The sequence below is a fragment of the Halomonas sp. LS-001 genome, from assembly GCF_052983955.1.
The window spans coordinates 85450-110944 of the sequence record NZ_CM129816.1; the positions used below are offsets into that span (position 1 = coordinate 85450).

Annotated in this window: 20 protein-coding genes; 17 read left to right on the forward strand and 3 right to left on the reverse strand. The window is 57.2% G+C overall.

Annotated elements, in window-relative coordinates:
• Positions 1–13: 13 nt before the first annotated feature.
• The 15 genes from ACU6TU_RS00420 to ACU6TU_RS00490 all read left to right on the forward strand — a co-directional run bounded on the left by ACU6TU_RS00420 (position 14) and on the right by ACU6TU_RS00490 (position 19281).
• Complete coding sequence (locus tag ACU6TU_RS00420) at positions 14–901, forward strand: CheR family methyltransferase (protein ID WP_447142636.1); 888 nt, start codon at positions 14–16, stop codon at positions 899–901.
• Between the two features lie 38 nt (positions 902–939).
• Positions 940–2004 carry a protein-glutamate methylesterase/protein-glutamine glutaminase gene (locus ACU6TU_RS00425; protein ID WP_447142637.1) on the forward strand — a complete coding sequence of 355 codons (1065 nt, stop codon included), beginning with the start codon at positions 940–942 and terminating at the stop codon, positions 2002–2004.
• A 93-nt stretch (positions 2005–2097) separates the two neighbouring features.
• Positions 2098–3783 carry a methyl-accepting chemotaxis protein gene (locus tag ACU6TU_RS00430; protein ID WP_447142638.1) on the forward strand — a complete coding sequence of 562 codons (1686 nt, stop codon included), beginning with the start codon at positions 2098–2100 and terminating at the stop codon, positions 3781–3783.
• Positions 3784–3923: 140 nt separating this feature from the next.
• Positions 3924–4313, forward strand: coding sequence for a chemotaxis response regulator CheY (cheY, locus tag ACU6TU_RS00435; protein ID WP_447142639.1), 390 nt, complete (start codon positions 3924–3926; stop codon positions 4311–4313).
• A gap of 86 nt (positions 4314–4399) precedes the next feature.
• Positions 4400–5095 (forward strand): protein phosphatase CheZ, encoded by a 696-nt coding sequence (gene cheZ / locus ACU6TU_RS00440; protein WP_447142640.1) that lies wholly within the window; start codon positions 4400–4402, stop codon positions 5093–5095.
• A 120-nt stretch (positions 5096–5215) separates the two neighbouring features.
• Positions 5216–6376 carry a flagellar biosynthesis protein FlhB gene (flhB, locus tag ACU6TU_RS00445; protein ID WP_447142641.1) on the forward strand — a complete coding sequence of 387 codons (1161 nt, stop codon included), beginning with the start codon at positions 5216–5218 and terminating at the stop codon, positions 6374–6376.
• Positions 6373–8454, forward strand: coding sequence for a flagellar biosynthesis protein FlhA (gene flhA / locus ACU6TU_RS00450; RefSeq protein ID WP_447142642.1), 2082 nt, complete (start codon positions 6373–6375; stop codon positions 8452–8454). The genes flhB and flhA overlap by 4 nt, the downstream gene beginning before the upstream one ends.
• A 94-nt stretch (positions 8455–8548) precedes the next feature.
• Complete coding sequence (gene flhF / locus ACU6TU_RS00455; RefSeq protein ID WP_447142643.1) at positions 8549–10864, forward strand: flagellar biosynthesis protein FlhF; 2316 nt, start codon at positions 8549–8551, stop codon at positions 10862–10864.
• Entirely contained in the window at positions 10861–11589 is a 729-nt protein-coding gene (locus ACU6TU_RS00460) for a hypothetical protein (protein ID WP_447142644.1), read from the forward strand. The genes flhF and ACU6TU_RS00460 overlap by 4 nt, the downstream gene beginning before the upstream one ends.
• Positions 11590–11781: 192 nt before the next feature.
• On the forward strand, positions 11782–12198 hold the full coding sequence (locus ACU6TU_RS00465; protein WP_447142645.1) for a flagellar protein FlhE: 417 nt from the start codon (positions 11782–11784) through the stop codon (positions 12196–12198).
• Between the two features lie 26 nt (positions 12199–12224).
• Positions 12225–12926, forward strand: coding sequence for an RNA polymerase sigma factor FliA (locus ACU6TU_RS00470; RefSeq protein ID WP_447142646.1), 702 nt, complete (start codon positions 12225–12227; stop codon positions 12924–12926).
• A gap of 71 nt (positions 12927–12997) precedes the next feature.
• Entirely contained in the window at positions 12998–13792 is a 795-nt protein-coding gene (locus ACU6TU_RS00475) for a motility protein A (protein ID WP_447142647.1), read from the forward strand.
• Positions 13793–13797: 5 nt separating this feature from the next.
• Positions 13798–14466, forward strand: a complete 669-nt coding sequence (locus tag ACU6TU_RS00480; protein WP_447142648.1) for an OmpA/MotB family protein — start codon at positions 13798–13800, stop codon at positions 14464–14466.
• A 55-nt stretch (positions 14467–14521) separates the two neighbouring features.
• Positions 14522–16579, forward strand: coding sequence for a diguanylate cyclase (locus ACU6TU_RS00485; protein ID WP_447142649.1), 2058 nt, complete (start codon positions 14522–14524; stop codon positions 16577–16579).
• The gene (locus ACU6TU_RS00490; RefSeq protein ID WP_447142650.1) at positions 16579–19281 is read left to right on the forward strand and encodes an EAL domain-containing protein; all 2703 of its coding nucleotides are present in this window, start codon (positions 16579–16581) and stop codon (positions 19279–19281) included. Before ACU6TU_RS00485 ends, ACU6TU_RS00490 begins: the two co-directional genes overlap by 1 nt.
• Here the strand turns inward: ACU6TU_RS00490 and ACU6TU_RS00495 are convergent.
• Entirely contained in the window at positions 19236–19862 is a 627-nt protein-coding gene (locus ACU6TU_RS00495; RefSeq protein WP_447142651.1) for a hypothetical protein, read from the reverse strand. The two genes, ACU6TU_RS00490 and ACU6TU_RS00495, sit on opposite strands and share 46 nt — an antisense overlap.
• 232 nt (positions 19863–20094) lie before the next feature.
• On the opposite strand from ACU6TU_RS00495, the gene ACU6TU_RS00500 reads away from it, so the two are divergent.
• On the forward strand, positions 20095–22206 hold the full coding sequence (locus ACU6TU_RS00500; protein WP_447142652.1) for an adenosylcobalamin-dependent ribonucleoside-diphosphate reductase: 2112 nt from the start codon (positions 20095–20097) through the stop codon (positions 22204–22206).
• Between the two features lie 78 nt (positions 22207–22284).
• Positions 22285–23079 (forward strand): ribonucleoside-diphosphate reductase, encoded by a 795-nt coding sequence (locus tag ACU6TU_RS00505; protein WP_447142653.1) that lies wholly within the window; start codon positions 22285–22287, stop codon positions 23077–23079.
• Positions 23080–23240: 161 nt separating this feature from the next.
• Here the strand turns inward: ACU6TU_RS00505 and folE2 are convergent, their stop codons facing one another.
• Together folE2 and ACU6TU_RS00515 are read right to left on the reverse strand one after the other, a co-directional pair.
• Positions 23241–24146 (reverse strand): GTP cyclohydrolase FolE2, encoded by a 906-nt coding sequence (gene folE2, locus ACU6TU_RS00510; protein ID WP_447142654.1) that lies wholly within the window; start codon positions 24144–24146, stop codon positions 23241–23243.
• A gap of 211 nt (positions 24147–24357) precedes the next feature.
• Positions 24358–25299 carry a sodium-dependent bicarbonate transport family permease gene (locus ACU6TU_RS00515; protein ID WP_447142655.1) on the reverse strand — a complete coding sequence of 314 codons (942 nt, stop codon included), beginning with the start codon at positions 25297–25299 and terminating at the stop codon, positions 24358–24360.
• Positions 25300–25495: the final 196 nt, after the last annotated feature.

A 25495-nucleotide genomic window follows, 5' to 3' on the forward strand; every position in this document is an offset into this window, starting at 1 on the left:
TGGAGACGTGTTCTTGACCGAGCAACGTGAGGTAGCCGAGGCCAGCCAGTGGTCTTCCGGTAGCCAGATTGAACGCGATCTGGTGCTGACAGATGCGGATTTCAAACGTATTCGCGAGCTGATCTATCAGCGTGCGGGCATCGTGCTGGCTGAACATAAGCGTGAGATGGTCTATAGCCGTCTTGCCAAGCGTCTGCGTCATCATGGTCTGACACGGTTCAGTGATTATCTTTCACGTCTTGAGAGAAAGCCTGATGCGCGTGAATGGGAAGCCTTTACCAACGCCCTGACCACCAACCTGACGGCTTTTTTCCGGGAGTCTCACCACTTTCCTCTGCTCGCCGAACACATCAAACATAAAACGGGTCCTGTCTCCATCTGGTGCGCGGCGGCTTCTACCGGGGAAGAGCCTTATTCGCTGGGCATGACGCTACTGGAAACCCTCGGCCCCAAGGCTAGCCAGTCCCGTGTGGTAGCGACTGATATCGATACGGAGGCGTTGGCGAAAGCGCGCGCTGGCGTTTACCCCCTTGAGCAGGTGAGCAAACTCGACGAAGTGCGTATCAAGCGTTTTTTCCAGAAAGGGACCGGCAAGCGCATGGGGTTTGCCAGAGTTCGCCCGGAAGTGTCGAGTCTGGTGGAATTTTCAGGGCTTAATCTGCTGGCACCGCAGTGGCCGGTTCAAGGGCCCTTCGATGCCATCTTTTGCCGCAATATCATGATTTATTTCGATAAAGAAACGCAGGCAAAAATTCTCAAGCGCTTTGCCCCGCTGTTAAAACCCGATGGGCTGCTATTTGCCGGGCATTCGGAAAACTTCTCGTATATCAGCAGCGAATTCAAACTGCGAGGTCAGACGGTCTACACCCTGGCCCCCCAGCATCGTTCATCCGGCAGCTAGTCAGCAGAACTTGGCTAACATCAGACAGGAGGCGTGCATTGAGCGCATCTAAAATCAGAGTGTTATGCGTCGACGACTCGGCGCTCATTCGTGATCTACTCACCGAGATCATCAATTCCCAGCCGGATATGGAAGTGGTGGCTGTTGCGCCAGACCCGATTGCCGCGCGAGATTTGATCAAGCAGCACAACCCCGATGTGTTGACGCTGGATGTCGAAATGCCGCGTATGGATGGTCTCGATTTTCTCGAACGTTTGATGCGCCTGCGTCCGATGCCAGTATTAATGGTGTCTTCACTGACGCAGTCCGGCTCTGAAATCACCCTGCGGGCGCTGGAGCTGGGGGCGCTGGATTTTGTCGCCAAACCGAGCCTTGGCATTCGCAACGGCATGATGGAATACGCCAACGAGATCGCCGAAAAGCTGCGTGTGGCGGCGCGTTCGCGCCCCCGTCAGGGGCTGCAAAAGAAAAATGCGCCTGCACGCAAGGAACTGACGGCACCGCTGACCTCCAGCGAAAAACTGATCATTATCGGCGCGTCTACCGGTGGTACAGAGGCGATTCGTTCGGTGCTAGAGCCGTTGCCCGCCAACGCGCCGGCCATTCTGATCACTCAGCATATGCCTGGTGGATTTACCCGTTCCTTTGCTGAACGCCTTGACCGTTTATGCCGTATCTCGGTGAAAGAAGCCACGGATGGTGAGCGTGTCTTGCCAGGGCATGCCTATATCGCCCCCGGCGATCAGCATCTGGAGCTGGCGCGCAGTGGTGCCAACTATGTGGCCAGGCTGAACAGCGGTCCACCGGTTAACCGCCACCGCCCATCGGTGGATGTGCTCTTTCATTCGGCAGCTCAGCATGCGGGTAAAAATGCCGTTGGCGTAATTCTCACCGGGATGGGAAAAGACGGTGCCAAGGGGCTTTTAGAGATGCGCGAGGCAGGTGCTGCCACCATTGCCCAGAACGAAGAAACCTGTGTGGTATTTGGTATGCCGCGTGAAGCGATTGCCATGGGCGGGGCGCTGGAAGTCGCCGCTCTGGATGATATCCCCGGAAGAATGATGTCGCTGGTGGCCGCGTCTGGCCGCGCTCAGCGCGTCTGATAACGATTAAAACAATTAACGATCAAAACAATAACGAACGGGGCAGCCAATAGGCATGTTTCATGAATCATTTTATTAACAAGGGATACTGTCATGAGCCGTTTACTGCGCAATGCATCGCTGAAAGCCACCATTATTACTGTGTTGGCGTTACTGATGCTGGCGATTGCTTCGAATGTCGTGATTTTCATGTTATCGGATCGGGCCACGCAAAAAACGTTACAGACTCTGCAGGCCATCAATGTCGAGCAGCTCAATGAAATCAACCGCGCCGATGCGTTGTGGAGTGGTGCGATGATTGAGCTGGAAGCTGCCTCCAATGATTTCATGTTGGGGCGCCGCCAGCAGGCCGATGAGCGTTTAGTGATGGCAGCAGATTTGCTGGATCGAGCAGAAGAGCGTTTCAACAGCTTCGCCTCGGTACCACGCACAGATAGAGGGGAGGCACTTGGTGCGCAGATCGAAGCCACTTTCATGCGTACCCTCGAGATCTCTCGCCAGCAGCTTGAAGCGCTGAATGACATGCGCACGACACGGTTTAATGAGCTGCGCAACGAGCTTGCTACAGCTGGCCAGGCCCAGGAAGAGGCGTTGGATAAATTTGTGGAATACGCCACGATACGCGGCGATGAGCTGCAGCAGGAACTGGAAGATATCAAGCGCTTTTATACCCTGCTTCAGTGGATCATTCTGGCGCTCTCCGTCGTGCTGGTGGTGCTGATCTACTTTGGCCTGCGGGCCATCGTTTTGCGTCCTTTAAACCAGGCAGCTCAGGCGCTGGACGGTATTGCCGATGCCAACCTGACACAGACGCTACCGGAAGGTGGACGCAATGAAATTGGCCGTTTGCTGACGTCCATGGGGCGAATGCAGATAAGCCTGAACGATATGGTTTCGAATGTGCGTGAAGGCAGCCAGGAGATCTATCATGGCACCCGTGAGATCGCCAGCGGCAACGCGGATCTGTCATCGCGTACCGAGCAGCAGGCGGCGTCCATTGAAGAAACCGCCGCCAGCATGGAAGAGATGACGGCCACGGTAAAACAGAATGCCGACAATGCCCGTCAGGCCAGCACGCTGGCCGCGGATGCCTCCTCCACGGCAGAACGTGGGGGCGATGTGGTTGAGCAGGTCGTGAAGACCATGCATGGCATTTCCTCCAGTTCACAAAAGGTCGCCGATATCACCGGGGTGATCGACTCGATTGCCTTCCAGACCAATATTCTCGCGTTGAATGCCTCTGTCGAGGCGGCGCGCGCCGGTGAGCAAGGGCGCGGCTTTGCCGTGGTCGCGGGTGAGGTACGTAACCTTGCCAGCCGCAGTGCTGATGCTGCCAAGGAAATCAAAGCCCTGATTGAAAGCTCGGTATCGCAGATCAATGCAGGCTCGACACTGGTCGAGCAGGCCGGAGCCACCATGACAGATGTGGTGAACTCGGTACGGCGCGTCACCGACATCATGGATGAAATTTCCGCTGCTTCCCAAGAGCAGAGCGATGGCATCGAGCAGGTCAGCCAGGCGATTGGACAGATGGATCAGGTCACCCAGCAGAATGCTGCTCTGGTGCAGCAGGCATCGGCCGCTGCCGCTTCGCTGGAAGAACAGGCTAACCGTCTTGAACAGGCGGTTGCTGTCTTCCAGCTGCTGGGTAGTCAGCCCTCCCAGGCGGCGCTGACACCACCCAAAATTCCTGCGCCCGTGCAAAAAGCCTCGGCGCCAAGGGATGTCAGCCGCCCACAAACGGCGCCGTCAAGTCATGATGACTGGGAAGCGTTCTGATGGCCTGTGTCTTTTGAAAAGCGTGGGTAATCTACCGTTTCACATTGTTTTAAATTTAGGCGGTGGCGATATACTCGCCCCCTGATTGTCGTCTGAAGACCAACCATTAAAAGTAGCGTTAACACTGAGTGAGGATACCCATGGCGGATAAGAACATGAGCTTTCTGGTGGTGGACGACTTTCCGACGATGCGTCGGATTGTCCGCAGCCTACTGAAAGAGCTGGGATTTACCAATGTAGAAGAAGCAGAAGACGGCCAGGATGCGCTGAACAAACTGCGCGCGGGCAAGTTCGAATTTATTGTGTCGGACTGGAACATGCCGAACCTTGACGGCCTGGAAATGCTCAAGGAAATCCGTCAGGACGATGCGCTCAAGGAATTGCCGGTGCTGATGGTGACCGCTGAAGCCAAGAAAGAGAATATTATCGCCGCCGCCCAGGCAGGTGCTAATGGATATGTCGTCAAGCCGTTCACGGCAGCGACACTCGAAGAGAAGCTCAACAAAATCTTCGACAAGATGGGCAAATAAGGCGGTATGTGGTTAGGGCCTGTTTCGCGAACCGCGACCAACCGTCAACAGGCCCTAAGGCGCCTGAATAACAAGGAGACAACATAATGCGTCAGAATGAGCAGAATGATTCTGCCCAGCTGTCCGAAGAGGCCGCCGAGGATCTGATTAACCGTGTTGGCAAGCTGACACGCATGCTGCGCGAAAATATGCGGGAGCTGGGTCTCGACAAAGAGATTGAAAAAGCCGCAGAAGCGATCCCCGATGCGCGTGACCGTTTGCACTATGTTGCCGCGATGACCGAGCAGGCCGCTGAACGTGCGCTCAACGCGATTGATCGTGCCCAGCCCATGCAGGATCAGTTGACTGAACGGGCCGAAGCGCTCGACAAACGCTGGTCTGAGTGGTTTGAAGCACCACAGGAACTGGATGACGCCAAGGCGCTGGTCAAGGACACGCGCCAGTATCTGGGCGATGTGCCGGATATGACCTCCGCTACCAGCAAAGAACTGCTTGAAATCATGATGGCCCAGGATTTTCAGGATCTGACCGGCCAGGTGATCAAGAAAATGATGGATGTGATCCGTGAGATCGAACATCAGCTGGTGCAGGTGCTGATTGATAACGTGCCCGAAGCGCAGGCGCGCAGGTCGATGCAGCGCAAAGCAGAAGACCAGTGGAAGCATGAAAACGCGCGGCGCAACGAAGAGTTACTGAATGGCCCGCAGGTCAAGCAGGATGAACCCGATGTGGTGTCCGGACAGGATCAGGTGGATGACCTGCTGGATGAACTGGGTTTCTGATAGTCCGAGTTATGTTGTTGGTTTTCATGGTTACCCGGTTTCAACCGCCCAGCAGGGCGGTTGAGTGCTTATTGAGCGGCCGTTGTCACCTCATTGGAACGCGTTTATTGCAGAGACTTTATGGCAGAAAGCGATAGCGACGATGAAAAGACCGAAGAGGCCACGCCCCGACGAGAGGAAAAAGCCCGAGAAGAAGGCCAGGTACCGCGATCGCGGGAGCTGACCACTTTTCTGATGCTGCTGGGCGGCGTCATTGGTTTATGGAGCATGGGCAAGATGCTCTATGACCAGCTTGGACTTGTCATGGAGCAGGCCTTTGGTTTTGAGCGTCGTGAAGCCATGGAAACGATGCCCATGCTGGTCAACACGCTGGATATCGGTGAGCGCACGTTATATGCCATTTTGCCGCTGTTTTTGCTGCTGACAATTGTTGCCATGGTGGCGCCCGCCCTGTTGGGTGGCTGGTTGATATCCGCCAAATCCATGCAGCCCAAGCTCTCCAAGCTGAATCCGTTTAAAGGCTTGAAGCGCATGTTTTCCAGCCAGGCCTTGATTGAGTTGTTCAAGGCGCTGGCGAAATCGGTACTGATCGGCGGCGTGAGTGCTGCCTTTCTGTACCTCAATATCGGCAAGTTCCTGGCGCTGATGGACCAGTCGATTCAGCAGGCGTTGGCCAATATGCTGACCATGGCGGCACAGGCGGCCGGGCTGATGGTGCTGACCCTGATTGTGGTCATCCTGATTGATGTGCCGTTTCAGCTTTACAGCCATGCGAAAAAGCTGCGCATGAGCAAAGAAGAAGTCAAACGCGAGCATAAAGAATCCGAAGGCGATCCTCAGGTCAAGGCGCGGATTCGCCAGCAACAGCAGTCGATGGCACGAGGTCGAATGATGAGCAAGGTGCCGGATGCCGATGTGATCATCACCAACCCGACCCACTATGCAATCGCTTTGGAATATCAGGAAGGCAGCATGGGAGCGCCGCGGGTGGTGGCCAAAGGGGCCGATGCCGTGGCTGCAAGGATTCGTGAGATTGCCGACGAGGCAGGCATCCCGCGCCTGGAAGCCGCGCCATTGGCGCGGGCTCTTTATCATCACGTTGACCTGGATGCCGAAGTGCCTGCCCAACTATACACCGCCGTGGCCGAAGTCATGGCCTGGGCGTATCGCCTGAAAAACATTGCCGATCAAGGAGGCGACGTGCCCCCCACGCCAGATAACCTGCCGGTGCCACCGGACATGGATAGCCGCGATTCGCGCGGTAACGAGACACCGACATGAAAGGGTTAGGCCAAATATTTAATCAGCGTGACTGGATGGGCGATGTGCGCATGAAGCTCCTCGCCGGACCGATACTGATCATCATGATTCTGGGCATGATGATTCTGCCGTTGCCGCCCTTCGCGCTGGACCTGCTGTTCACGTTCAACATTGCTCTGGCGATCATGGTATTGCTGGTTAGCATGTTCACCCAGAAACCGCTGGATTTTGCGGCATTTCCGGCGGTGCTGCTGTTTACCACCTTGTTGCGCCTTTCCTTGAACGTGGCTTCCACCCGGGTGGTGCTGATGAATGGCCACGAAGGCGGCGACGCGGCGGGTAAAGTGATCGAGGCGTTTGGTACCTTCCTGGTGGGCGGTAACTTTGCCGTTGGCCTGGTGGTCTTTCTGATTCTGGTGGTTATCAACTTTATGGTTATCACCAAAGGTGCCGGGCGTATTGCCGAAGTGGGTGCCCGCTTTATGCTGGATGCCATGCCGGGTAAACAGATGGCGATTGATGCTGATCTCAACGCCGGGCTGATCGGCGAAGAAGATGCCAAGCAACGGCGCTCTGAGGTGGCACAGGAAGCCGACTTCTATGGTTCCATGGACGGTGCCAGTAAATTCGTGCGTGGCGATGCCATGGCGGGGCTGGTCATCATGGTGGTCAATATTATTGGCGGCCTGATGATCGGCATGATGCAGCACGGCATGAGCTTTGCCGACGCTGGCGAAACTTACACCTTGCTGACCATCGGTGATGGTCTGGTTGCCCAGATTCCGGCGCTGGTGATTTCCACGGCGGCCGGTGTCACTGTCTCCCGGGTGAATACCGATCAGGACGTTGGTCAGCAGATGATCAGCCAGCTGTTCGTGAACCCCCAGGTGCTGATTCTGGCCGCAGCGGTCATGGGGCTTTTAGGCATGGTGCCGGGCATGCCTAACCTGGTATTCCTGATTTTTACGGCTCTGCTGGGCGGACTCGCCTGGTACCTGATTCGTCAGAAGAACCAACAGCTGGTAAAGCAGGACATTGCTGATACGCCCGCACCGATTCAGGAAACCCCGGAAGCCAGCTGGGAAGATGTCCAGCTGGTGGATACCTTGGGGCTTGAGGTCGGCCATCGGCTGATTCCGCTGGTGGATGCCCGCCAGAAAGGCGAGCTTTTAGGGCGGATCAAAAGTGTACGCAAGAAGTTTGCCCAGGAAGTCGGGTTTCTGCCGCCGGTGGTGCATATCCGCGACAATCTTGAACTCTCGCCCAACAGCTATGTGCTGACCATGAAAGGGGCGGAAATCGGCCGGGCTGAAGCTCACCCCGGTAAATGGCTGGCCATTGACCCAGGGCAGGTCTCGGGTGAGCTGCAAGGCGCGCCGACCAAAGACCCGGCCTTTGGTTTGCCCGCTGTATGGATTGAAAGCAACCAGCGTGAGCATGCCCAGGTGTACGGCTATACGGTCGTCGATGCCAGCACCGTGATCGCCACACACCTCAACCACCTGTTGCATCGGCATTCGCCGGAAATGCTTGGCCGTGCCGAGGTCCAGAAGTTGCTCGACAAGCTCAGTGGCGACCAGAAATCGCTGGTTGAAGAAGTGGTGCCCAAGGCGATTTCGCTGACGGTGCTGCAGCGTATTCTGCAGAACCTGCTGGATGAAGACGTCTCGATTCGTGACCTTCGCACCATTCTAGATGCGCTGGCGGAATATGCCACGCAACAACAGGACGCCAATGAACTGTCGGCGCTGGTGCGGGTCGCGTTGGGGCGGGCGATTACCCAGCAGTGGTTTGCTGGTCAGGAGGTGCTTAACGTCATGGGGTTGGACGCCCAGCTTGAGCAGGTGCTGATGCAGGCAATGAACGGTAACGGTGCGCTGGAACCTGGCCTTGCCGATACCCTGATGACTCAGGCAGAAGAGGCCTTGGCACGCCACGAAGGGGCCGGTGAACCTCCGGTACTGGTGGTGCAGCATACGCTACGCGCCGTGCTTGCCCGCTTTTTACGTCGCCGGGTGCGTCATATGGCGGTGATGTCACAGGCGGAAATTCCTGACGATCGTACCTTGCGTGTTGTCACCCTGGTAGGAGGGCGATAGTCATGCCGACAGCCATGCCGACAGCCATGCCGACAGCCAGCGATAGATGCATGGGAGTTGCTTCACGTTTGAACCGACAGGCAGAGGGTGAAACATGAGCGTAAGACGTTTCGTGGGTGCCAACAGTCGCGATGTCATGCGCCAGGTGCGGGAAGCGCTGGGAGATGATGCACTGATTGTCGCCAATCGTCGCACCGAGGGTGGCGTGGAGATTCTGGCCATGGCAGATGCCGCCGTGGGCCACTTTGAAACCGCGCCGCAGGACTCTGTCAACCCGCCACCTGCGCCTGAAGGGTCACAAAAACCGGCGCCACAATCGGCACCACAATCGGCACCACAATCGGCACCACAACCGACGTTTGAAACGGCGTTGGCTGCGGCGTCTTCGCGTCCCGCCGCCGAGCCTGCCAGTGCTGGGCTGACCGAGCCAGACCCGCTTCAGGCAATGAGCGACCGCTTGCTTAAAGAAATGCAGGATATGCGCGCCCTGCTGGCAAACGCCGGGCAAACGCCGGAAGTTACGCCGCCGAAGGGCTGGGCACACCGGCTGCATCAATTACTCTTTGAAGTCGGTTTCAGCGTCGAGATTGCCAATGAACTGCTGGCCACAATGCCTGAGGCCTTCAATCAGCTGGCCGATAGCAGTCAACAGCCACTGGCCTGGCTACGTGACCAGCTGGTCAGCCGGTTAACGGTGCTCAAGGAAGAAAACCGGTTTTTTGATCAGTCCGGCATTGTGGCTCTGGTCGGCCCTACCGGCGTGGGAAAAACCACTACCACCGCCAAACTGGCGGCGCGTTTTGTGATGCGTCACGGCACGCGCCCCGTGGCGCTGGTCACCACTGACAGCTTCCGTATCGGCGCCCATGAACAGCTGCGTATCTATGCCCGTTTGCTGGATATTCCCATGTATGCGCTGGATTCCGAGCAGCCGATTGACTCACTGCTGGGGCGTCTGAAGGGCAAGCAATGGGTGATTATTGATACGGTCGGCATGAGCCAGCGCGACCAGCGGGTCATCGAGCAGATTGCCCAATTACAGGGCGGCCAATCGAGGGTGCGCCTGGTCTTGCTGCTCAATGCCGCCAGTCAGCCGGAAACCCTCGAAGAAGTCGTATTACGTTACCGCCAGGCAGCGCGGGCGGCCGGTGCCGAACTGGATGACTGCATCATCACCAAGCAGGACGAAGCCGGACGGCTGGCACCCGTGCTGGATATTGTCATGCGCCATGGCCTGCGCGTTCTGTTTGGCTCTCACGGCCAGCAGGTGCCCGAAGACATGAGCCTGGCGGCTGCGGAACCACTGATCGAACAGGCACTGAAAACCCGCACACCACGCTCGGCTCAGGAAGAGGCTGACACGTCGCCTGCACTCAGCCTGCCACGCTGGTCGCGGGACGTGCTGGGGCAGGGGCGTCGGCTTTCCTCGCTGTTAAGTCGTCTGCGTGAACGGGTGGGTGGTTTTGCCCACCTGGAAGCCTGTTGGGATTTAGCCGCTTTGCCTGCCCAGGTGCAGAATCAGCGCCTTGGCCAGGTGCTGGACAGTTATCCGCCAGCGGGCGCCACCCTGGGAATGAACTGGGCACCGCGTCGCAATGAGCGAGGATGTGACTGGGCAATGCCGGATACCGGGCTCGACCCGGACGGTGCCTGGCTGGCGCTGCCCTGGCTGCAGCACCGTCATCCTGCCGGTTGGCAGCCGCGCCTTGATGCCGTGACTGCCACCAGTGGCGTGGCGGTGCATCTATTGCCACAGCTGCCGGAAACGCCGGTGCGTGCCTGGCTGCATGCTCAGCAGCTTACCTGGGTCAGCCAGGGGCGCGCTGTTCAGCGGGTAATGGCACAGGGCGAGCGGGTCTCGCTGAAACAGCTCTTCACTCAAAGCACGCTAACCCATAGCGTCGAGGTACGATTTCGTGGTCAGCCGATGCAGTTATGGAACGTCTACGCAGAAGTGGAAACGATGGATGCCAGTCATCCGGGTGATGAACTGCTTGCCTGGTACGGCGAAGTGCGTGACCCGGAAAGTTCACGGGTGGTGGTGCGTCGCTACTGGCTGACGCCGCGTCATCTGGGCGCTGAGGTGTTGTCATTGCTGGTGATGCAGTTACAGGGCGAGGGGTTGCCCGGATTAACCCGGCGTGCCTGGCAGCAGCTCAAACAGGATGATGGCGGTGAGGTGAGCGCTGAAGTTCGCCTGCTGATGGCCAGCGGCTGCGCAGCCGTTGCCGGTCACCTGGAATGTGCCGATGATGACGCCGCCACCGCGCTGCGCAGTGATCTGCTGGGGCTCTTGGGTGGCCGTCGTCGGCGGCGCGATACGGCGTTATTGGATGCCTTGTTATATGCCCTTATGGCACGTGATGCCATTCGCCAACTGGGCACGGTGAATCGGGAGGGTGTCGTGTGAGCAGCGGGCAGGATCAGGCAGCGGGATTACGTAAATGGGCCAATTTACAGCGTCAGCAGCAGTCTCAGGCAGACGACGACAGCGAGGCCGACTCACCACCTGAATCAGCACAGGCGCTGTCGTCATCGCCAGCGTCCGCTGATACTGATTTGCCAGAGCCAGAGCCAGAGCCAGAGCCAGAGCCAGAGCCAGAGCCAGAGCCAGAGCCAGAGCCAGAGCCAGAGCCAGAGCCAGAGCCAGAGCCAGAGCCAGAGCCAGAGCCAGAGCCAGAGCCAGAGCCAGAGCCAGAGCCAGAGCCAGAGCCAGAGCCAGAGCCAGAGCCAGAGCCAGAGCCAGTACCAAAAAAAGTATTGATGGTGGTGGGGTTGCCGGGTACTGGCAGTGCCCAGGCGCATCGCGTGCGTGAACGTCTTGAGCAGTGGTCGGCGCTGGGTCGGCAGTGGGCCGGTAAGCCGGAAGACTGGGATATCCATGTTGTGATGCCCGACGACCCGGGCCTTCACAAGTATGCGCGGGAACATTCCCGCTGGGCGCTATGGATCAACAGTCACGCAGATAGCTTTGCGAGCACGTTTCGTACCCTGCACCAACTGCAGGAGGCGGGCGGCCCAAAGCGGCTGCTGGCATTCCATGAACCGCACCTTCCACGCGCAGGTTTATTGAACAACCTTCAGGCAGCGGCGCGTACGTATCTGGACATTGAACTATTGATTCTGGCGCACTAGGGTCTCCTGACGCTTCATTCGTGATGAAACGTCAATAGACACTAGATGCCTTTGCTGTCGGTTTGCATTAAGCTGATTATTAAATAGTTTGTAACAAATTTGAGTGATCCACTTCAGAAACACAGATGCCCTTCTGGAAGGGGGGGGTAAACGGGAGAGGCTTTTGTATCAGATACGAAACGACGCGGCGCTATGTTGTCGCGTCACTTGATGAAACCACAGCGGATTATCTGCCTGCTGGTTCTGTTATGGCTCCCCGCCAGTGTCATGGCTGCCACTGGCAGTTGGGTAGCCAATGTGCCGGGCATGCTGGTGGCGATGAGTGAGCGTTACAGCGAGACGCAGCGCGTGACGCCGCCACCGGGTGCGCCCGTGCAAGGGCGCACAATAAGCCGCGTGCAGTGGCGCTGGGAGCATCCGCCTGGTCAGCCGGTCAGTGCCTGGCTTTGCCACTCGGCAGGCTGCCTTGCCGTGCCAACGCAGCGGGGCAGCACCGAGGCATTTGAAGGCCTCAGCGCGTCAGCGCCGGTGCACTTTCGTTTTACGCTGTCACACGGGCAGCGGCCAGTGCGCGTACAAGGTATGCAGGTCATCGTTAATTATCAGTGACACACGTCCAGCCGCGAGGCGAAAAGATGTACACAGCACAGGGCAGGTTTGAACAGCAGGACCAGTTAACGCAGTACATGCCACTGGTGCGGCGTCAGGCGCTCTCGCTACAGGTGCGCTTGCCGGCAAGTATTGAGCTGGATGATTTGATTCAGGCCGGAACCGTTGGCCTTCTGGAAGCGCTTAGCCGTTTTGATGCCAGTCAGGGGGCGACTTTTGCCACCTTCGCCAGCCAGCGTATTCGTGGCGCGATGATGGATGAGTTGCGCACCCGTGACTGGTTACCGCGCAGCGTGCGGCGCTCTGCTCGCGCGATTGATGAAGTGGTAAGGCGGTTGGAGCAGCAACTCGGCCGGGCACCGGATGAGGGTGAGATTGCCAGCGAGCTGGATATGTCGCTCAGTGAATATCAACAGGTGTTGCAGGATACCAACAGCGGCCAGCTGCTGCCGTATGAATCTCTGGTGGAAGAAAACGGCGAGCCGGAAGGCCCAAGCCACCAGAGTCGTCCATTCGAGCAGTTGCTGGATAGCCAGCAGCGTGAACGGCTGGTGGCGGGCATCAGCGGCTTACCGGAGCGTGAAAAACTGCTGATGGCGCTTTACTACCAGGAAGAGCTCAACCTCAAGGAAATCGGTGCTGTGCTCGGCGTGACAGAGTCGCGTGTTTCCCAGCTTCACAGCCAGGCCGTCAGCCGCCTGAGAGCAAAACTCCATGATTCGGCCTGACTAAGCGTCTGATCACTTCGGGCGCATTCGGCGCGTATTTTTAGACCCATAAGACCGGCAAGGAGTCGTTGATGAACCCCTCAACGCTAATCGGTATGTTCGCCAGCATCGCACTGCTGGTCAGTGTTCTGTTCTTCACGGCGGAATCGCCGCAAAGCTTTCTGAATCTGCCGGGGCTGGCCATTGTCGTCACCGGTACCCTGGCTGCGACCTTTATCAGTTATCCGCTACGCGAAGTCCTGCGTGTGGTGCGCCTGGTGGGTGTCGTGTTCCGGCGCGAAAATACCTATGTGCGCGACGACATCAAGGAACTGGTGGATATGTCGCGGCTATGGTTCAAAGGTGATGTGCGCGCGGTTGAGGAGGCATTGAAGTACACCCGTAATCCGTTTCTGCGTTCGGGCATTCAATTAGTGATTGCCAACACCAAGCAGGATGAAATTTTCGATATGCTGCGCTGGCGTATTGCGCGCCTGAAGGCCCGTGAGCATGCCGAAGCCCAGATCTTTCGCACCATGGCAACCTATGCGCCCGCCTTTGGTATGATCGGTACTCTGGTGGGGCTGGTGAATATGCTGGAAGTGATGGACGCCGGTGATCTGGAAGTGATCGGCCCGCGTATGGCCGTGGCACTGTTGACGACCTTTTACGGCATTTTGCTGGCCAATCTGATCTTCAAACCGATTGCGGTCAAGTTGGAACGCCGCACGGAAGAGCGTTTGATTACCATGAACATGGTGCTGGAAGGGATTTCGCTGATTACCAAGCGTCGTCTGCCGTCCTTTATTGAGGAAACGTTGAATTCCTTTGTTGCCAATTATCACGATGAAATCCGCGACTCTAACGTCAAATTACGTAAGGAGTAGTGGGCATGCTGGATCATGATACCCGGCGCACACTGGAACCTACGGTGTTTGAGGGTGGCGGTGATGATGAAGGCTGGTTGACCAGCTATCTCGACGTGTTAACGCTGCTGATCACCCTGTTTGTCCTGCTTCTGGCATTGACGCCACCGGGAAGCGGGCAAGCCAGTGAAAGTGCGTTCATGCAGTCGCCCAGCGCGGTGCTGGCGCATCCGCTGGCCAGCCTGGCAACGGGGATTCAGCCCCGCCATGACGGGTTACAGCCACGGTTTTCTGGTTTGAGCATTCCTGGCGTTAATGTGGAACAAGGGCGCGAAGGGGTGACCCTGCGTATTGATGACAGTCTGCTGTTTTCCAGCGGTGAGGCGGATCTGACCACCCAGGGTCGTGGGGTGATTGAAAGTCTGGTGGAGGTGTTGGAATCCTTTGATGGCCAGGTGTCAGTGGAAGGGCATACGGATAATCTCCCGATTGCCACGCCACGCTTTCCGTCTAACTGGGAGCTGTCAGCGGCCCGAGCGATTGCTGTGGTGCGCCACCTGGAGAGCGAAGGGCTGGCGATTGACCGTATGCGCGCCGTCGGTTACGCGGATACTCAGCCGATGAAAAATAATGCAACGCCGCAGGGACGAGCGGCTAACCGACGAGTAGAGTTGATCCTGCGCCAATTACTTTAAGGGGCATCCCTTATCAAGGTAACGTCCGTGAAAAATACGCCATGAACCCTATGCTATGAACAATACTCACGCCGCTAAACCGTCATGGCAGATACAGTCATTCGGTGCCCTGTTGGTGGTGGATAGCGAATGCCGTCAGGTATATGCCGTTAGCGATAATCTGGCCAGCCTGTTTGGCCTGTCGCCGTTTACCCCGACCACGCCTTCGCTGGCTTTTTTACTCGGCGAGCGGCTCAGTCAGCGCGTGCGCCGTACCTTGCAAGACAGTCAACGCCTACCTGCCCCACTGACGTTTGTCCGTTATGTCGAGGGGCGACAGGTGCGTTATCAGCTTCATGCGACACGCAGCGCCAACGGTGTGCTGATTGAAATAGAGCCGCTGAATCCATCCGGCAAACAGCGCTTACTGGGGGCTGTGAACGAATGGTTGATGCATCTTGCGGAGACGACCCATCAGCAGGCATTACTCGATTATCTGGTATCGGCAATACAGCAGCTGACGGGATACGACCGGGTGGTGGTCTGTCACTTCGATAGTGATTGGCACGGGTTTATCCTGGCGGAAGCCGATGGGGGTGCATTGCCTCCCTTGCTGGGTCGGCGCTTTCCGGCCAGTGATTTCCCGGTCACCTTGCGGCGGGCTTATGAACGTAATCCGGTTCGTTATATACACGACGTGCAAACGCCCGCCGTCGACATGACCTTTTTGGCGCCCCTTGACGCGCTGACAAGCAATACAACACAACCCTGCTCGCTGGATACCAGCCTGGTGCGTGCCCCCAGTGCTTCCCGGACGCGTTACTTACAGTGTATGGGGGTGCGGGGGGCTCTTACTCTTTCCATGCTCGGCGATATGAGTCTGTGGGGCATGGTGATCTGTCATTCCGCGACCGCCCATCCAACGCCGCCTTCGGTTCGCGATGCGGTTCGGGCGCTGGTGCAGATGGCTACCCAGCGCCTGCTGCTGTTGCGTGCGCGCCAGGAAGCGCAGTATCTTCAGCGCGTTCAGGATGGCCTGATGCTGGCCAACCTTGCACGCAAGGAGCCGCGCAGCGCGAAGCAGATATTCGATGCGCACGCTACCACCTGGATGGAACTTTTCCGCGCCGATGGCGTTGCCCTGTGGGTGAATGGCAAGCTCTATCGGGCAGGCAACACGCCGGATGCCGCTGCGGTTAACCAATGGGTAGCACTGTTGAACCAGACCCACCAACACACCGGCCCCTGGTGTACCCGGCAGGTGTCAAAAAATCCCCTGACCCGTTCCCTGGCGATGAAAGATTGCTGTGGTGCCCTGGCCATGCCGCTGCCATTCAGCCCGCAACAGCGTGGTTGGTTACTGCTGTTTCGTCCAGAGCAGGTGGAAACCCGCTACTGGGCCATGCAATTGACCGGCTCTTCCCCCCTATCGTTGATCAAACCGTTGCCCACCCCAGCCTGGAAGGAAGAGGTGATGGGTCGTAGTGAAGCCTGGCAGCGGGTTGAACGCCTGGCCATTGCAGACCTGGGAGAAGATATTACCCTGGCCATTGCCGCCTATGAAATCAGCCAGCTCAATGTGCATCTCGAACACGAACGCCGAGCTCTGGCCAGTGCTAATCAACGCCTTGAACAGCTGGCGCATTTTGATCCGTTGACTCAGGTCTGGAACCGTTACCGTATTGAGCAAGCCATTGAAGCCGAACTGGTGGCGGCTCAGCGTTATGGCGCACAGTTTGGTGTGCTGCTGTTTGATGTTGATCATTTCAAGGCAATTAACGACACCTACGGCCATGGCTTGGGCGACGAGGTGCTGGTGGCGCTGGCAAAGCAGGTGGAAGATTCACTGCGCGGCTGTGATCATCTGGGGCGCTGGGGGGGTGAAGAATTTATTGTGCTGGCGAGGCACGCCGAACTGAGTTCCCTGATGGGGCTTGCCGAGCGTTTGCGAACGCTGGTGGCCAGCCTGAATGTAAGCGGCCTGGATAGCCCGCTGACGGTCAGCGTTGGCGTGGCTGTCTGGCAGCCGGAGGATAGCTGCAAAACCCTGATTGCCCGTGCAGACCAGGCGATGTACCGCGCCAAACATGCGGGTCGAAACCGCGTTGAAATGGCACCAGGAGAGAGGACGTAATGCTGCGCAGACTGCTTGGGCGCTGGATGTCGCCGCGCCGTGCCACCTGGGGCGCGGGTGCCTTGATGCTTGGTCTGATGGCGCTGTTGGCCTGGGAGATGCGCCATTACTACCTGAACCAGCAACAGCTGGCGCAGGCGCGCACGGAATCCAGTGCTGAAATGGTCGCTCACTGGCTGGAAAGTGCGCTGGAAACCTCACTACATTCGCTGCGTGGCGTCAGCGAACTGTATCAACTGACATTGATGGGGCAGCTATCGCAGCTGGACCTTGTTGATTTGCTGGAGCGTCGTCGCAACAGCCTTCCCGTCTGGGACGAAGTCGCCGTGCTGGCACCCAACGGTAGCACCATCGCTGGGTCTCATACGCCGACCCTGTCGGCAGAAGACTGGACGCTGCTAGTGGAGTTGACCGCTGATAACGGTCAATCCAGTGCGGTTTCGGCTGTTTTTCATGCCAAGGATGCCAGCCGTAAGCCTTACCTTTTGCACGCCCAGCGGATTGAAAATAGCCGAGGGCAGTTACAGGCGGTGAGTGTAGCCTGGCTGGCACCCCGCTATCTCGTTAATCTGATCAATCAATTACCACTGCGCCATGGCGATAGTATTGCGCTACTGGATACTACCTCACGCGTCATGGTGCAGCGCAGTGATCAACAGCGTAAAGCGTCTTCACTGATTGATGAAAAGGTTAATACACCGCAACTCAATGCGTTTCTGAATGCCCGGATGCAACGCGACACCTGGTTGAATACATCACCGCTGGACGATGAAAAACGCCTGTTTACCGCCTATAAGCTGAGTATTGCGCCCTGGGTTGTTATTGCCGGGGAAGATGTCACGGTTTACCTGCATGACTGGTGGCGGCGTTTTTGGGGGATACTGGTGGGTAGCCTGTTACTGGTGGGGTTGGGGGCGTTGGCCCTGCGCCATTACCGGCAGCTCTACGTGGCCGAGCAGGCGCTACGTGAACACCGCAACCAGCTGGCCATTGAAGTGGCGGCGCGTGCAAAAGCGCAGCAGGCCACCGAGCTTGAAGCCGCGCAGCTCAAGATTGCGGCGATGGCCTTTGAAACCCACCTGGGGATGTTTATTGCCGATGCGAATAATCGCATTGTGCAGGTTAATCGCACCTTTACCGATATTACTGGCTATCGTGAAGAAGATGTCATCGGCAAAACGCCGGCACTGCTCAGTTCCGGGCGTCATGATGGCGCCTTTTATCGCGCCATGTGGCATGACCTGAACGAACATGGCCGCTGGCAGGGCGAAGTGTGGAATCGCCGCAAAAATGGCGAGATTTACCCACAGTGGCTGACCATTAGCGTGGTGCATAACGATCAACAGGAAGTCACTCACTATGTGGCCACGCTAAGTGATATTACCCAGCGCAAAGCGGCTGAGCAGGAAATTCATCAGCTGGCCTTTTATGACTCGCTGACATTACTGCCAAACCGTCGCCTGCTGATTGACCGTCTGGAAGCAGCGCTCAAGAATACCCGGCGGGATGGTCTTTACAGCGCCTTGATGTTTATTGATCTGGACAACTTCAAGACGATCAACGATAGCCTGGGGCATTACCTGGGCGACAGCCTGTTACGTGGTGTTGCTGACCGGCTGGTCGCGGTGGTCCGTGATAACGATACCGTGGCGCGCCTGGGGGGCGACGAGTTCGTGATCATGCTGCATAATCTGGGTGATAGCGAAGCGGCTGCCATCGACGGCGCGGAGGCTATTGCCTCGAAGTTGCTTAGTTCCCTGCTGGAGCCTATAGACGTAGAAGGACATACCCTACAGATCAGCGGCAGTATTGGCATTACGCTCTTTCAAGGTGATGGTGTTGGTGTCAGTGCCATCCTTCAGCAAGCGGACCTTGCCATGTATCAGGCAAAGGCGGCAGGGCGCAACGCGCTGCGCTTCTTCGACCCGTCGATGCAGGCAGCGGTGGTAGACCGTGCTCAGCTGGAGGGAGATTTACGTTACGCCATTGAGCGCCAGGAACTGGCACTTTTCTACCAGACACAGGTGAATGCCGAAGGAAGCGTGGTGGGTGTGGAAGCCCTTGTTCGCTGGCATCACCCCATGCGCGGTGTGGTGTCGCCGGGTGTTTTCATTCCCCTGGCGGAAGAAAACCATTTGATTGGCTCCATTGGTGGGTGGGTGTTGGAAACGGCCTGCCAGCAGCTGGCTGAATGGGCCGGTGGTGAAGCGACCAAGGGGTTGATCATTGCCGTCAACGTCAGCCCCAACCAATTCCGTCAACCGTACTTTGTGGCACAGGTGGAAGAGGTACTGGCGCGAACCGGTGCCAATCCCCAGCAACTCAAACTGGAAGTGACCGAAAGCCTGCTGATGGAAGACCTGGGCGCTATCAGCGCCCGCATGGAAAAGCTGCGTGAGATGGGGGTACGCTTTTCACTGGATGACTTTGGTACCGGCTATTCATCGTTAGCCTATCTGAAACGCCTGCCGCTGGATCAGCTCAAAATTGATCAGTCATTTGTGCGCGATGTCCTGGACGACCCTGCGGATGCAGCGATTGTGCGCACTGTCATTGCGCTGGCCCATAGCCTGGAACTGGACGTGATCGCCGAAGGCGTAGAAACCCAGGCGCATCGCGACTGGCTGTTTTCTGAAGGGTGCCTGGCGTATCAGGGCTACTGGTTCTCTCGCCCGGCGCCGATTAATGCAATCTCGTTGTAAAGGGAAGGTGTCACCGGCGGCGATGGTAGCGTGTCGCCGGCACAGCTTGCCTTTAGGTGGGCGAGGGCAGTAGCGGCACCCTGCAGACTGAAGGTCATGTGCCAGGGCTCACGTTCCCCCTGCTCAAAGGCAACAAACAACTGCTCCCCGCTGCCCATCTCCTTGAGCAGGGTATCCAGCGCATTGAGATAGAAATGGGCATAAAAGCCATCATCGCCGCGCTGGGTGATAAATTCCGCGACGCCCTGATGAATCGGGCGTTCATCGACGCGTACCAGGGTGGGCACCATATTCAGCGTGGCATCGTTACCCTGAAGCGTGTCGAGTGTCACGCGCATCTCCAGCCAGGGAAGATCACACACATCGTGCGTGGCATTGACGCTGAACGTTGCATCGGAATAGCTATGGGTTTCCACGGCGCGAAAATGGCGCTCCTCCCCAAGTGACAGGGTCATCGACTGCCAATGCTGATGCTGGCGGGCATCGCTCACGTTATAAGGCGTCGCGAGTGCCAGTGCGGGCAGCCCGGCGAGACTGAAGACGGCAAGACGTAACCCTGTGTAAAGCGTGCTGACACCCATGGCATGGTTTTCCCCAATATAAAAAACGAAAGCAAAATAAAAGCAAAACGCAAGCCTACAACGGCATACCACCGGGAAAAAGGGTAAGGTGCTGATTTTTCTATATCTAGTATTTTTTAACAAAAAAGTTGGCCTATATGGTGTCTGTCAAGACTATACTTCATTCTTTCACGTCGTATAATGCCCTTCGTTTTGGGTCGTGACTATCCCCGTCGAGAAGGAGTTTTGCCACATGAGTACTGCTGCCAACGCCGTAAAAACATCCAATGATGTCCCGCTGCAGGAACCCTCGCAGGAAATCTGGGACGCCAAATATCGGCTAAAGGATCGTCATTCTAATCCTGTCGATCAGGATGTCAGCGCCACTTACGAACGTGTTGCGCGCGCGCTGGCGGCAGTGGAAGGCGAGAAGGCAAACGAGTGGTTGCCGCGCTTTCAGTGGGCCCTGGAAAACGGTGCCATTCCGGCAGGGCGGATTCTTTCCAACGCCGGTGCCGAGGAATACAAGCCAGCGGTCAGCCTGATCAACTGCACGGTATCCCGCACGATCCGTGACTCCATGCGCGATATTCTCGACTCCGTGGTGGATGCCGGCATGACCCTGAAATCCGGCGCGGGTATTGGCTACGACTTCTCGACGCTGCGCCATAAAGGGGCCTTTGTCTTCGGCGCGGGTGCGGGCACCAACGGCCCGCTGGCGTTTATGGATATCTACGACAAGATGTGCTTCACCGTGGCCTCGGCGGGCGGCCGTCGCGGCGCCCAGATGGGCACCTTTGATGTCGGTCACCCGGACGTTCGCGAATTCATTCAGGCCAAGCGTGAAGCCGGTCGGCTGCGCCAGTTCAACCTCAGCCTGCTGATTACCGACGAGTTCATGGAAGCGGTCAAAAACGACACTGACTGGCCGCTCGCCTTCCCGCTGCATCCGGGTGAGAAAGACGACGTCAAGCCGGAAGACCTGATCTACCGTGACTGGCCGGTCGTCGAAGACGGCTATACGGTTGATAATGAAGGCCGTGTGGCTTGCCGGATCGTCGAAGTGATCAAGGCCCGCGAACTGTGGGACACCATCATGTCTTCCACTTACGATTACGCCGAGCCAGGCTTCATCCTGATTGACCAGGTCAATCGCATGAACAATAACTGGTTCTGTGAAGATATCCGCGCGACCAACCCCTGTGGTGAACAGCCGCTGCCGCCGGAAGGTGCCTGCCTGCTGGGCTCGGTCAACCTGACCCGGTTCGTCATCGACCCCTTCGGCAAAAAGCCGCGCTTTGACTGGGAGCGTTATCGCAAGGTGGTAGCGATCTTCACCCGGATGCTGGATAACGTGGTAGAAATCGCGGGCCTGCCGTTACCCCAGCAGCAGCGTGAAATCGAGAAAAAGCGTCGCCACGGCATGGGCTTTTTGGGGCTGGGGTCTACCCTGACCATGCTCAAGGTGCCTTACGGTTCGCGTGAATCCCTGGTCTTTACTGAAGAAGTCAGCCGTCATCTGGCGCTGGAAGGCTGGAAGCAGGCGCTGGAACTGTCAAAAGAAAAAGGCATGGCACCGGTACTGGAAGAAGAGCACACCATCACCGCGAAAATGATGCGTGAGCGCCCGCAGCTGAAAAAAGACGGCTATGAAATCGGTGACAAGGTGCCGGGTCGCATTCTGCATGCCCGCTACAGCCAGTACATGGCCAAGGTTGCCGAGTTGGAGCCGGAGCTGGTCACTGCCCTGGCGGAGCATGGCGCACGCTTTACCCACCACAGCTCGATTGCGCCCACCGGCACCATTTCGCTGTCAATGGGCAATAATGCCTCCAACGGGATTGAGCCGTCGTTTTCGCACCGCTATTTCCGCAACATTATCCAGTCCGGCAAAAAAACCAAGGAACAGGTGGAAGTGGTCTCCTTTGAACTGGCCGCCTACCGTCACTTTATCGCTGCCGATGCGGTCGACAGCGATCTGCCGGATTATTTTATTACCGCTGATGCGGTTTCGCCGGAGCAGCACGTTGCCGTGCAGGCCGCTGCCCAGCAGTGGGTCGATTCCGCCATTTCAAAAACCGTCAATGTGCCCACTGACTTTCCGTTTGAGCAGTTTCAGGATCTCTACCTGCAGGCTTATGAAAGCCGCCTGAAAGGCTGCACCACCTTCCGCTTTAACCCGGAAGCGTTCCAGGGCGTACTGGTGCGTGAAGATGACCTGAAAAGCACCACCTATGTGTTCGAGCTGGAAAACGGAGAAACGGTTGAGCTGACCGGTGATGAAAAAGTCGTTTACGATGGCGAAGAGCACAACGCAGCCAACCTGTTTGATGGGTTGAAAGAGGGCACTTACGGCAAATGGTGATGATGAAAGCCGCGGCCAAGGTCGCGGTGTTTGTCCATTGCAACGCATCATCACACTCTTGGCTTAGTGGAGAATATAATGGCGGTTGAAATTACCTCGAAGATAGTCGGTTATCGCATCAAGCAGAACGAGCCTGCCCCGCAGGCGCCGACCCTGCAGGAAGAAGATCCGCTGACGGTGCGTATTCCATCGCGCCCGGAAGGCACCCTGGAAGCTGTGTCCGAAAAGATCTCTTACGTAGGCGCTGAAGGTCGCAAGAAAGTCTACCTGCTGGTCTCTTTCATGCCGGTAGAAGGCGTGGTCGGCGGCAAGCGCGTGGTGATTGAACGCCCGGTGGAATTTTTCTTCCCTTCCGGGCAGCTCTCCAGCGAGCACCAGTGGATCACCGCGACCATGCGTAGCCTGTCATTGGCGGCACGCGGCGGTTACGTGACCCAGGCGGTGGCTGATCTGCGCAAGGTGGCCTGGGATAAAGGGCTGGTGCGCTGCGGCTGGAACCGTTGGGGCAAGCCGATGTTCCACGATTCTGAAGTGTCGGCGATTGCCTGGTCGATCCAGCAGATCCTCTACCGTCGTGGCTTCCTCGACCAGGACGGTAACCAGGTCGCGGTGGAAAATCTGGTAGCGCGTTACCAGCACCGTATGCAGCACGGCCATGCCTGGCAGCCGCCGGTAGATGAGCCGGAAAGCAGCGTAGAAACAGGCGCCGTTGAGCCGATTGGCGGTGCTGCCGAGCCGGAGAAAAGTGCAAAAAAGCCTGAAAGCAGTGGCCCCGCGACCGTCGGCCACTGCCCGGAATGCCGTGGCGAACTCATCATGATGGACGGCTGCCCCACCTGTTACGCCGGTTGTGGCTGGTCCAAGTGTGGGTAAGTCAGTGTGAGTAAGTACGTGCGAGTAAGTCAGTGACCGTGTGACCCCGCGACGTTTTCACGTGTCTCTCCACCCCTTGGCTTGCCAAGGGGTAAGTTTCTTTAAAGTGCCTATTTTTCAAGTGCCCATTTTTCAAGCGCTTAACAGACGTCGTATCCGTTTTACGGCGTCGCCTTTTCTTCCTGCCAGTTCCACGCTGACTGTGCCACGGCATCATGGGCATGCAGGCTTTCTGCGTGCACCACCCGCAACGCAAAGCCGGTAAAATCGGTCTGAGAGCGCAGCATGTGATGCAGGCGTCGAGCGGCATCTTCACAAAACATCAGATTCTGGCCGTTGGCCAGGGCAAAGGCTTGCTCGTCAACCCGCTTTACCGCTGTCTGTAAGGCGGTTCCGAGCGTACGTTCTACGCTATCGACAAGTGAGAGCAGGGGGATTTCGGCGTTGTCAGGGTTAAGCCGCACCGAGATATGCGCCTGACTGCGCTGACTGTGCGGAGTTGCCAGAATACCCTGATCACTCCCCAGCCATGCGCTAACCGCTTCGCGGGTCACCGGCATTTCGGTGAAGTCTTCTTCGAACGCCTGTTGAATCAGCTGACGTGACAGCGCGGCTGAACATGGGCATGTCGATGAATATCCGATCGTTACGTTGAGCGTTACGCTTAATCCCTGTTCATCAAGATGACAGCGCAGGACGAAAGGGTAGTCTTTCCAACCTGACAATGGGCTGATAAGCGCAGGGCGGCGAAGCAGAGCGCGGCCATCTAGGTCGAGATAGGCATTGTTCGACAGTAATTGATGACTTGATAGAAACGTCTCCAAAACGCTTTTGATCAAACTCAGCGAGAGTTCCTGATTTTCCAGCTCGGCCAGGGCGAGATAAAGCCGCGACATATGGATGCCGCGTGCATCGGGGTCATCCAGGCTGACACCGGCTGAGGCACTGCCAGCGATGACCTGATTAGCCACTTTGAGAGGCAGGGCGATCCCTTCCATACCGACCCAGTGTAGTTGGCCATTGTGCACGGCCTGTGTTGCTGCAATATCATTCAGGGCTATGTTCATATCCACCTCGTTAAATACGTTATAACATAACAATTATAAGCGGGTTATAACACCCTGACTTGCCAAAACGCAGCCCTGTTTCTCGTGCTGGCGCTAACGGTTTAATACGTTATGTTGAAACGCGCTGTGTATCAGTCAACAGCGTATCAGCCAACAGAACCCCGGCGGTTATATTGGCTGACACAGCAGTAGGTGGCATTTGCAAGACGTCTCAGCCAAGCAGGTGCTTGATCAGCTGGTGATAAAGCGGGATGCCCAGCATCACGTTGAGCGGGAAGGTGATGCCCAGTGAAGCAAGCATGGCGAGGCCAATATTGGCTTGAGGAATCGCCGCTCGCATGGCCGCTGGTGCCGCAATATAGGACGCACTGGCAGCGAGCGCCGCCAGAATCACAACCGAACCGATCGGCAACCCCACCAGTGCCCCGACCAGAATGCCCAGCAGTGACAGCAATAGCGGAGTAACGAGGGCAAAGGTAACCAGACGCCAGTGGTGCCAGGGCATCGGGCGCAGCGTCTGTGCGGCGGTCAAGCCCATTTCCAGCAGGAACAGCGCCAGCACGCCTTTAAAGGCACCGGTAAATAGCGCAGTCACCTCTTCCCCTTGAAGCGGCCCATACATTGCGCCGATGATCACACCGCCGGTCAGCAGAATCACGCCACGGTTGGTCAGGGTCTCATGCCAGAGTTTGCTGGCGCTTTCCTTAACGGCGGCCCCCTGATGACGCCGGAACAGGGCAATCGCAATCATGATGGCAGGCAGCTCCATAGCCACCAGGTAAAGCGTCACCTCGCTACCCACGGGAAGCTGGCGCGCTTCGACATAGGCCAGCGCGACGGCAAAGGTACCGGCACTGACCGAGCCGTAGTGAGCGGCAATACTGGCGCTATCCGCCGGCGACAGGCGAACCCAGCGGCGCAACACCGGCATCAGCATCAGTGGTATCAAGGCCGATAACAAGGCCACCCCGGCCAGTTCGGGTACCAGGCCCCAGTGGATATTGCCATACAATGCCATGCCACCCTTTAAGCCAATGGTCAGCATCAACAACAGGCTTAACGTATCGTACGTGGCCTTGGGGACTTCAAGGTCGGATTTTACGGCACCCGCCACCAGCCCCAACAGGAAAAACATCACCACAATATCCGGCATTGCCGCAGCTCCTTGGTTATTCCGCCATAAGTCTTATGCATATGGCCAAAAAAAGAGCCTGCATTCTGCGAGCAGCGACGCAAGATAACTAATCATATATTGCAAGATAGCCATAGAATATTATCTATATATATGATCTTGGCGATGGTGTGCAAAACGCATTCCGCCCCGGCAAGCCAGGGCGGAGTCGTGAAGG

Bases quoted from the DNA above. Each gene is read 5' to 3' on its own strand.
- ACU6TU_RS00430 (WP_447142638.1), top strand. From the start codon at position 2,098: ATGAGCCGTTTACTGCGCAATGCATCGCTGAAAGCCACCATTATTACT.
- cheY (WP_447142639.1), top strand. From the start codon at position 3,924: ATGGCGGATAAGAACATGAGCTTTCTGGTGGTGGACGACTTTCCGACG.
- cheZ (WP_447142640.1), top strand. From the start codon at position 4,400: ATGCGTCAGAATGAGCAGAATGATTCTGCCCAGCTGTCCGAAGAGGCC.
- flhB (WP_447142641.1), top strand. From the start codon at position 5,216: ATGGCAGAAAGCGATAGCGACGATGAAAAGACCGAAGAGGCCACGCCC.
- flhA (WP_447142642.1), top strand. From the start codon at position 6,373: ATGAAAGGGTTAGGCCAAATATTTAATCAGCGTGACTGGATGGGCGAT.
- flhF (WP_447142643.1), top strand. From the start codon at position 8,549: ATGAGCGTAAGACGTTTCGTGGGTGCCAACAGTCGCGATGTCATGCGC.
- ACU6TU_RS00465 (WP_447142645.1), top strand. From the start codon at position 11,782: ATGTTGTCGCGTCACTTGATGAAACCACAGCGGATTATCTGCCTGCTG.
- ACU6TU_RS00470 (WP_447142646.1), top strand. From the start codon at position 12,225: ATGTACACAGCACAGGGCAGGTTTGAACAGCAGGACCAGTTAACGCAG.
- ACU6TU_RS00475 (WP_447142647.1), top strand. From the start codon at position 12,998: ATGAACCCCTCAACGCTAATCGGTATGTTCGCCAGCATCGCACTGCTG.
- ACU6TU_RS00480 (WP_447142648.1), top strand. From the start codon at position 13,798: ATGCTGGATCATGATACCCGGCGCACACTGGAACCTACGGTGTTTGAG.
- ACU6TU_RS00485 (WP_447142649.1), top strand. From the start codon at position 14,522: ATGAACAATACTCACGCCGCTAAACCGTCATGGCAGATACAGTCATTC.
- ACU6TU_RS00490 (WP_447142650.1), top strand. From the start codon at position 16,579: ATGCTGCGCAGACTGCTTGGGCGCTGGATGTCGCCGCGCCGTGCCACC.
- ACU6TU_RS00495 (WP_447142651.1), bottom strand. From the start codon at position 19,862: ATGGGTGTCAGCACGCTTTACACAGGGTTACGTCTTGCCGTCTTCAGT.
- ACU6TU_RS00500 (WP_447142652.1), top strand. From the start codon at position 20,095: ATGAGTACTGCTGCCAACGCCGTAAAAACATCCAATGATGTCCCGCTG.
- ACU6TU_RS00505 (WP_447142653.1), top strand. From the start codon at position 22,285: ATGGCGGTTGAAATTACCTCGAAGATAGTCGGTTATCGCATCAAGCAG.
- folE2 (WP_447142654.1), bottom strand. From the start codon at position 24,146: ATGAACATAGCCCTGAATGATATTGCAGCAACACAGGCCGTGCACAAT.
- ACU6TU_RS00515 (WP_447142655.1), bottom strand. From the start codon at position 25,299: ATGCCGGATATTGTGGTGATGTTTTTCCTGTTGGGGCTGGTGGCGGGT.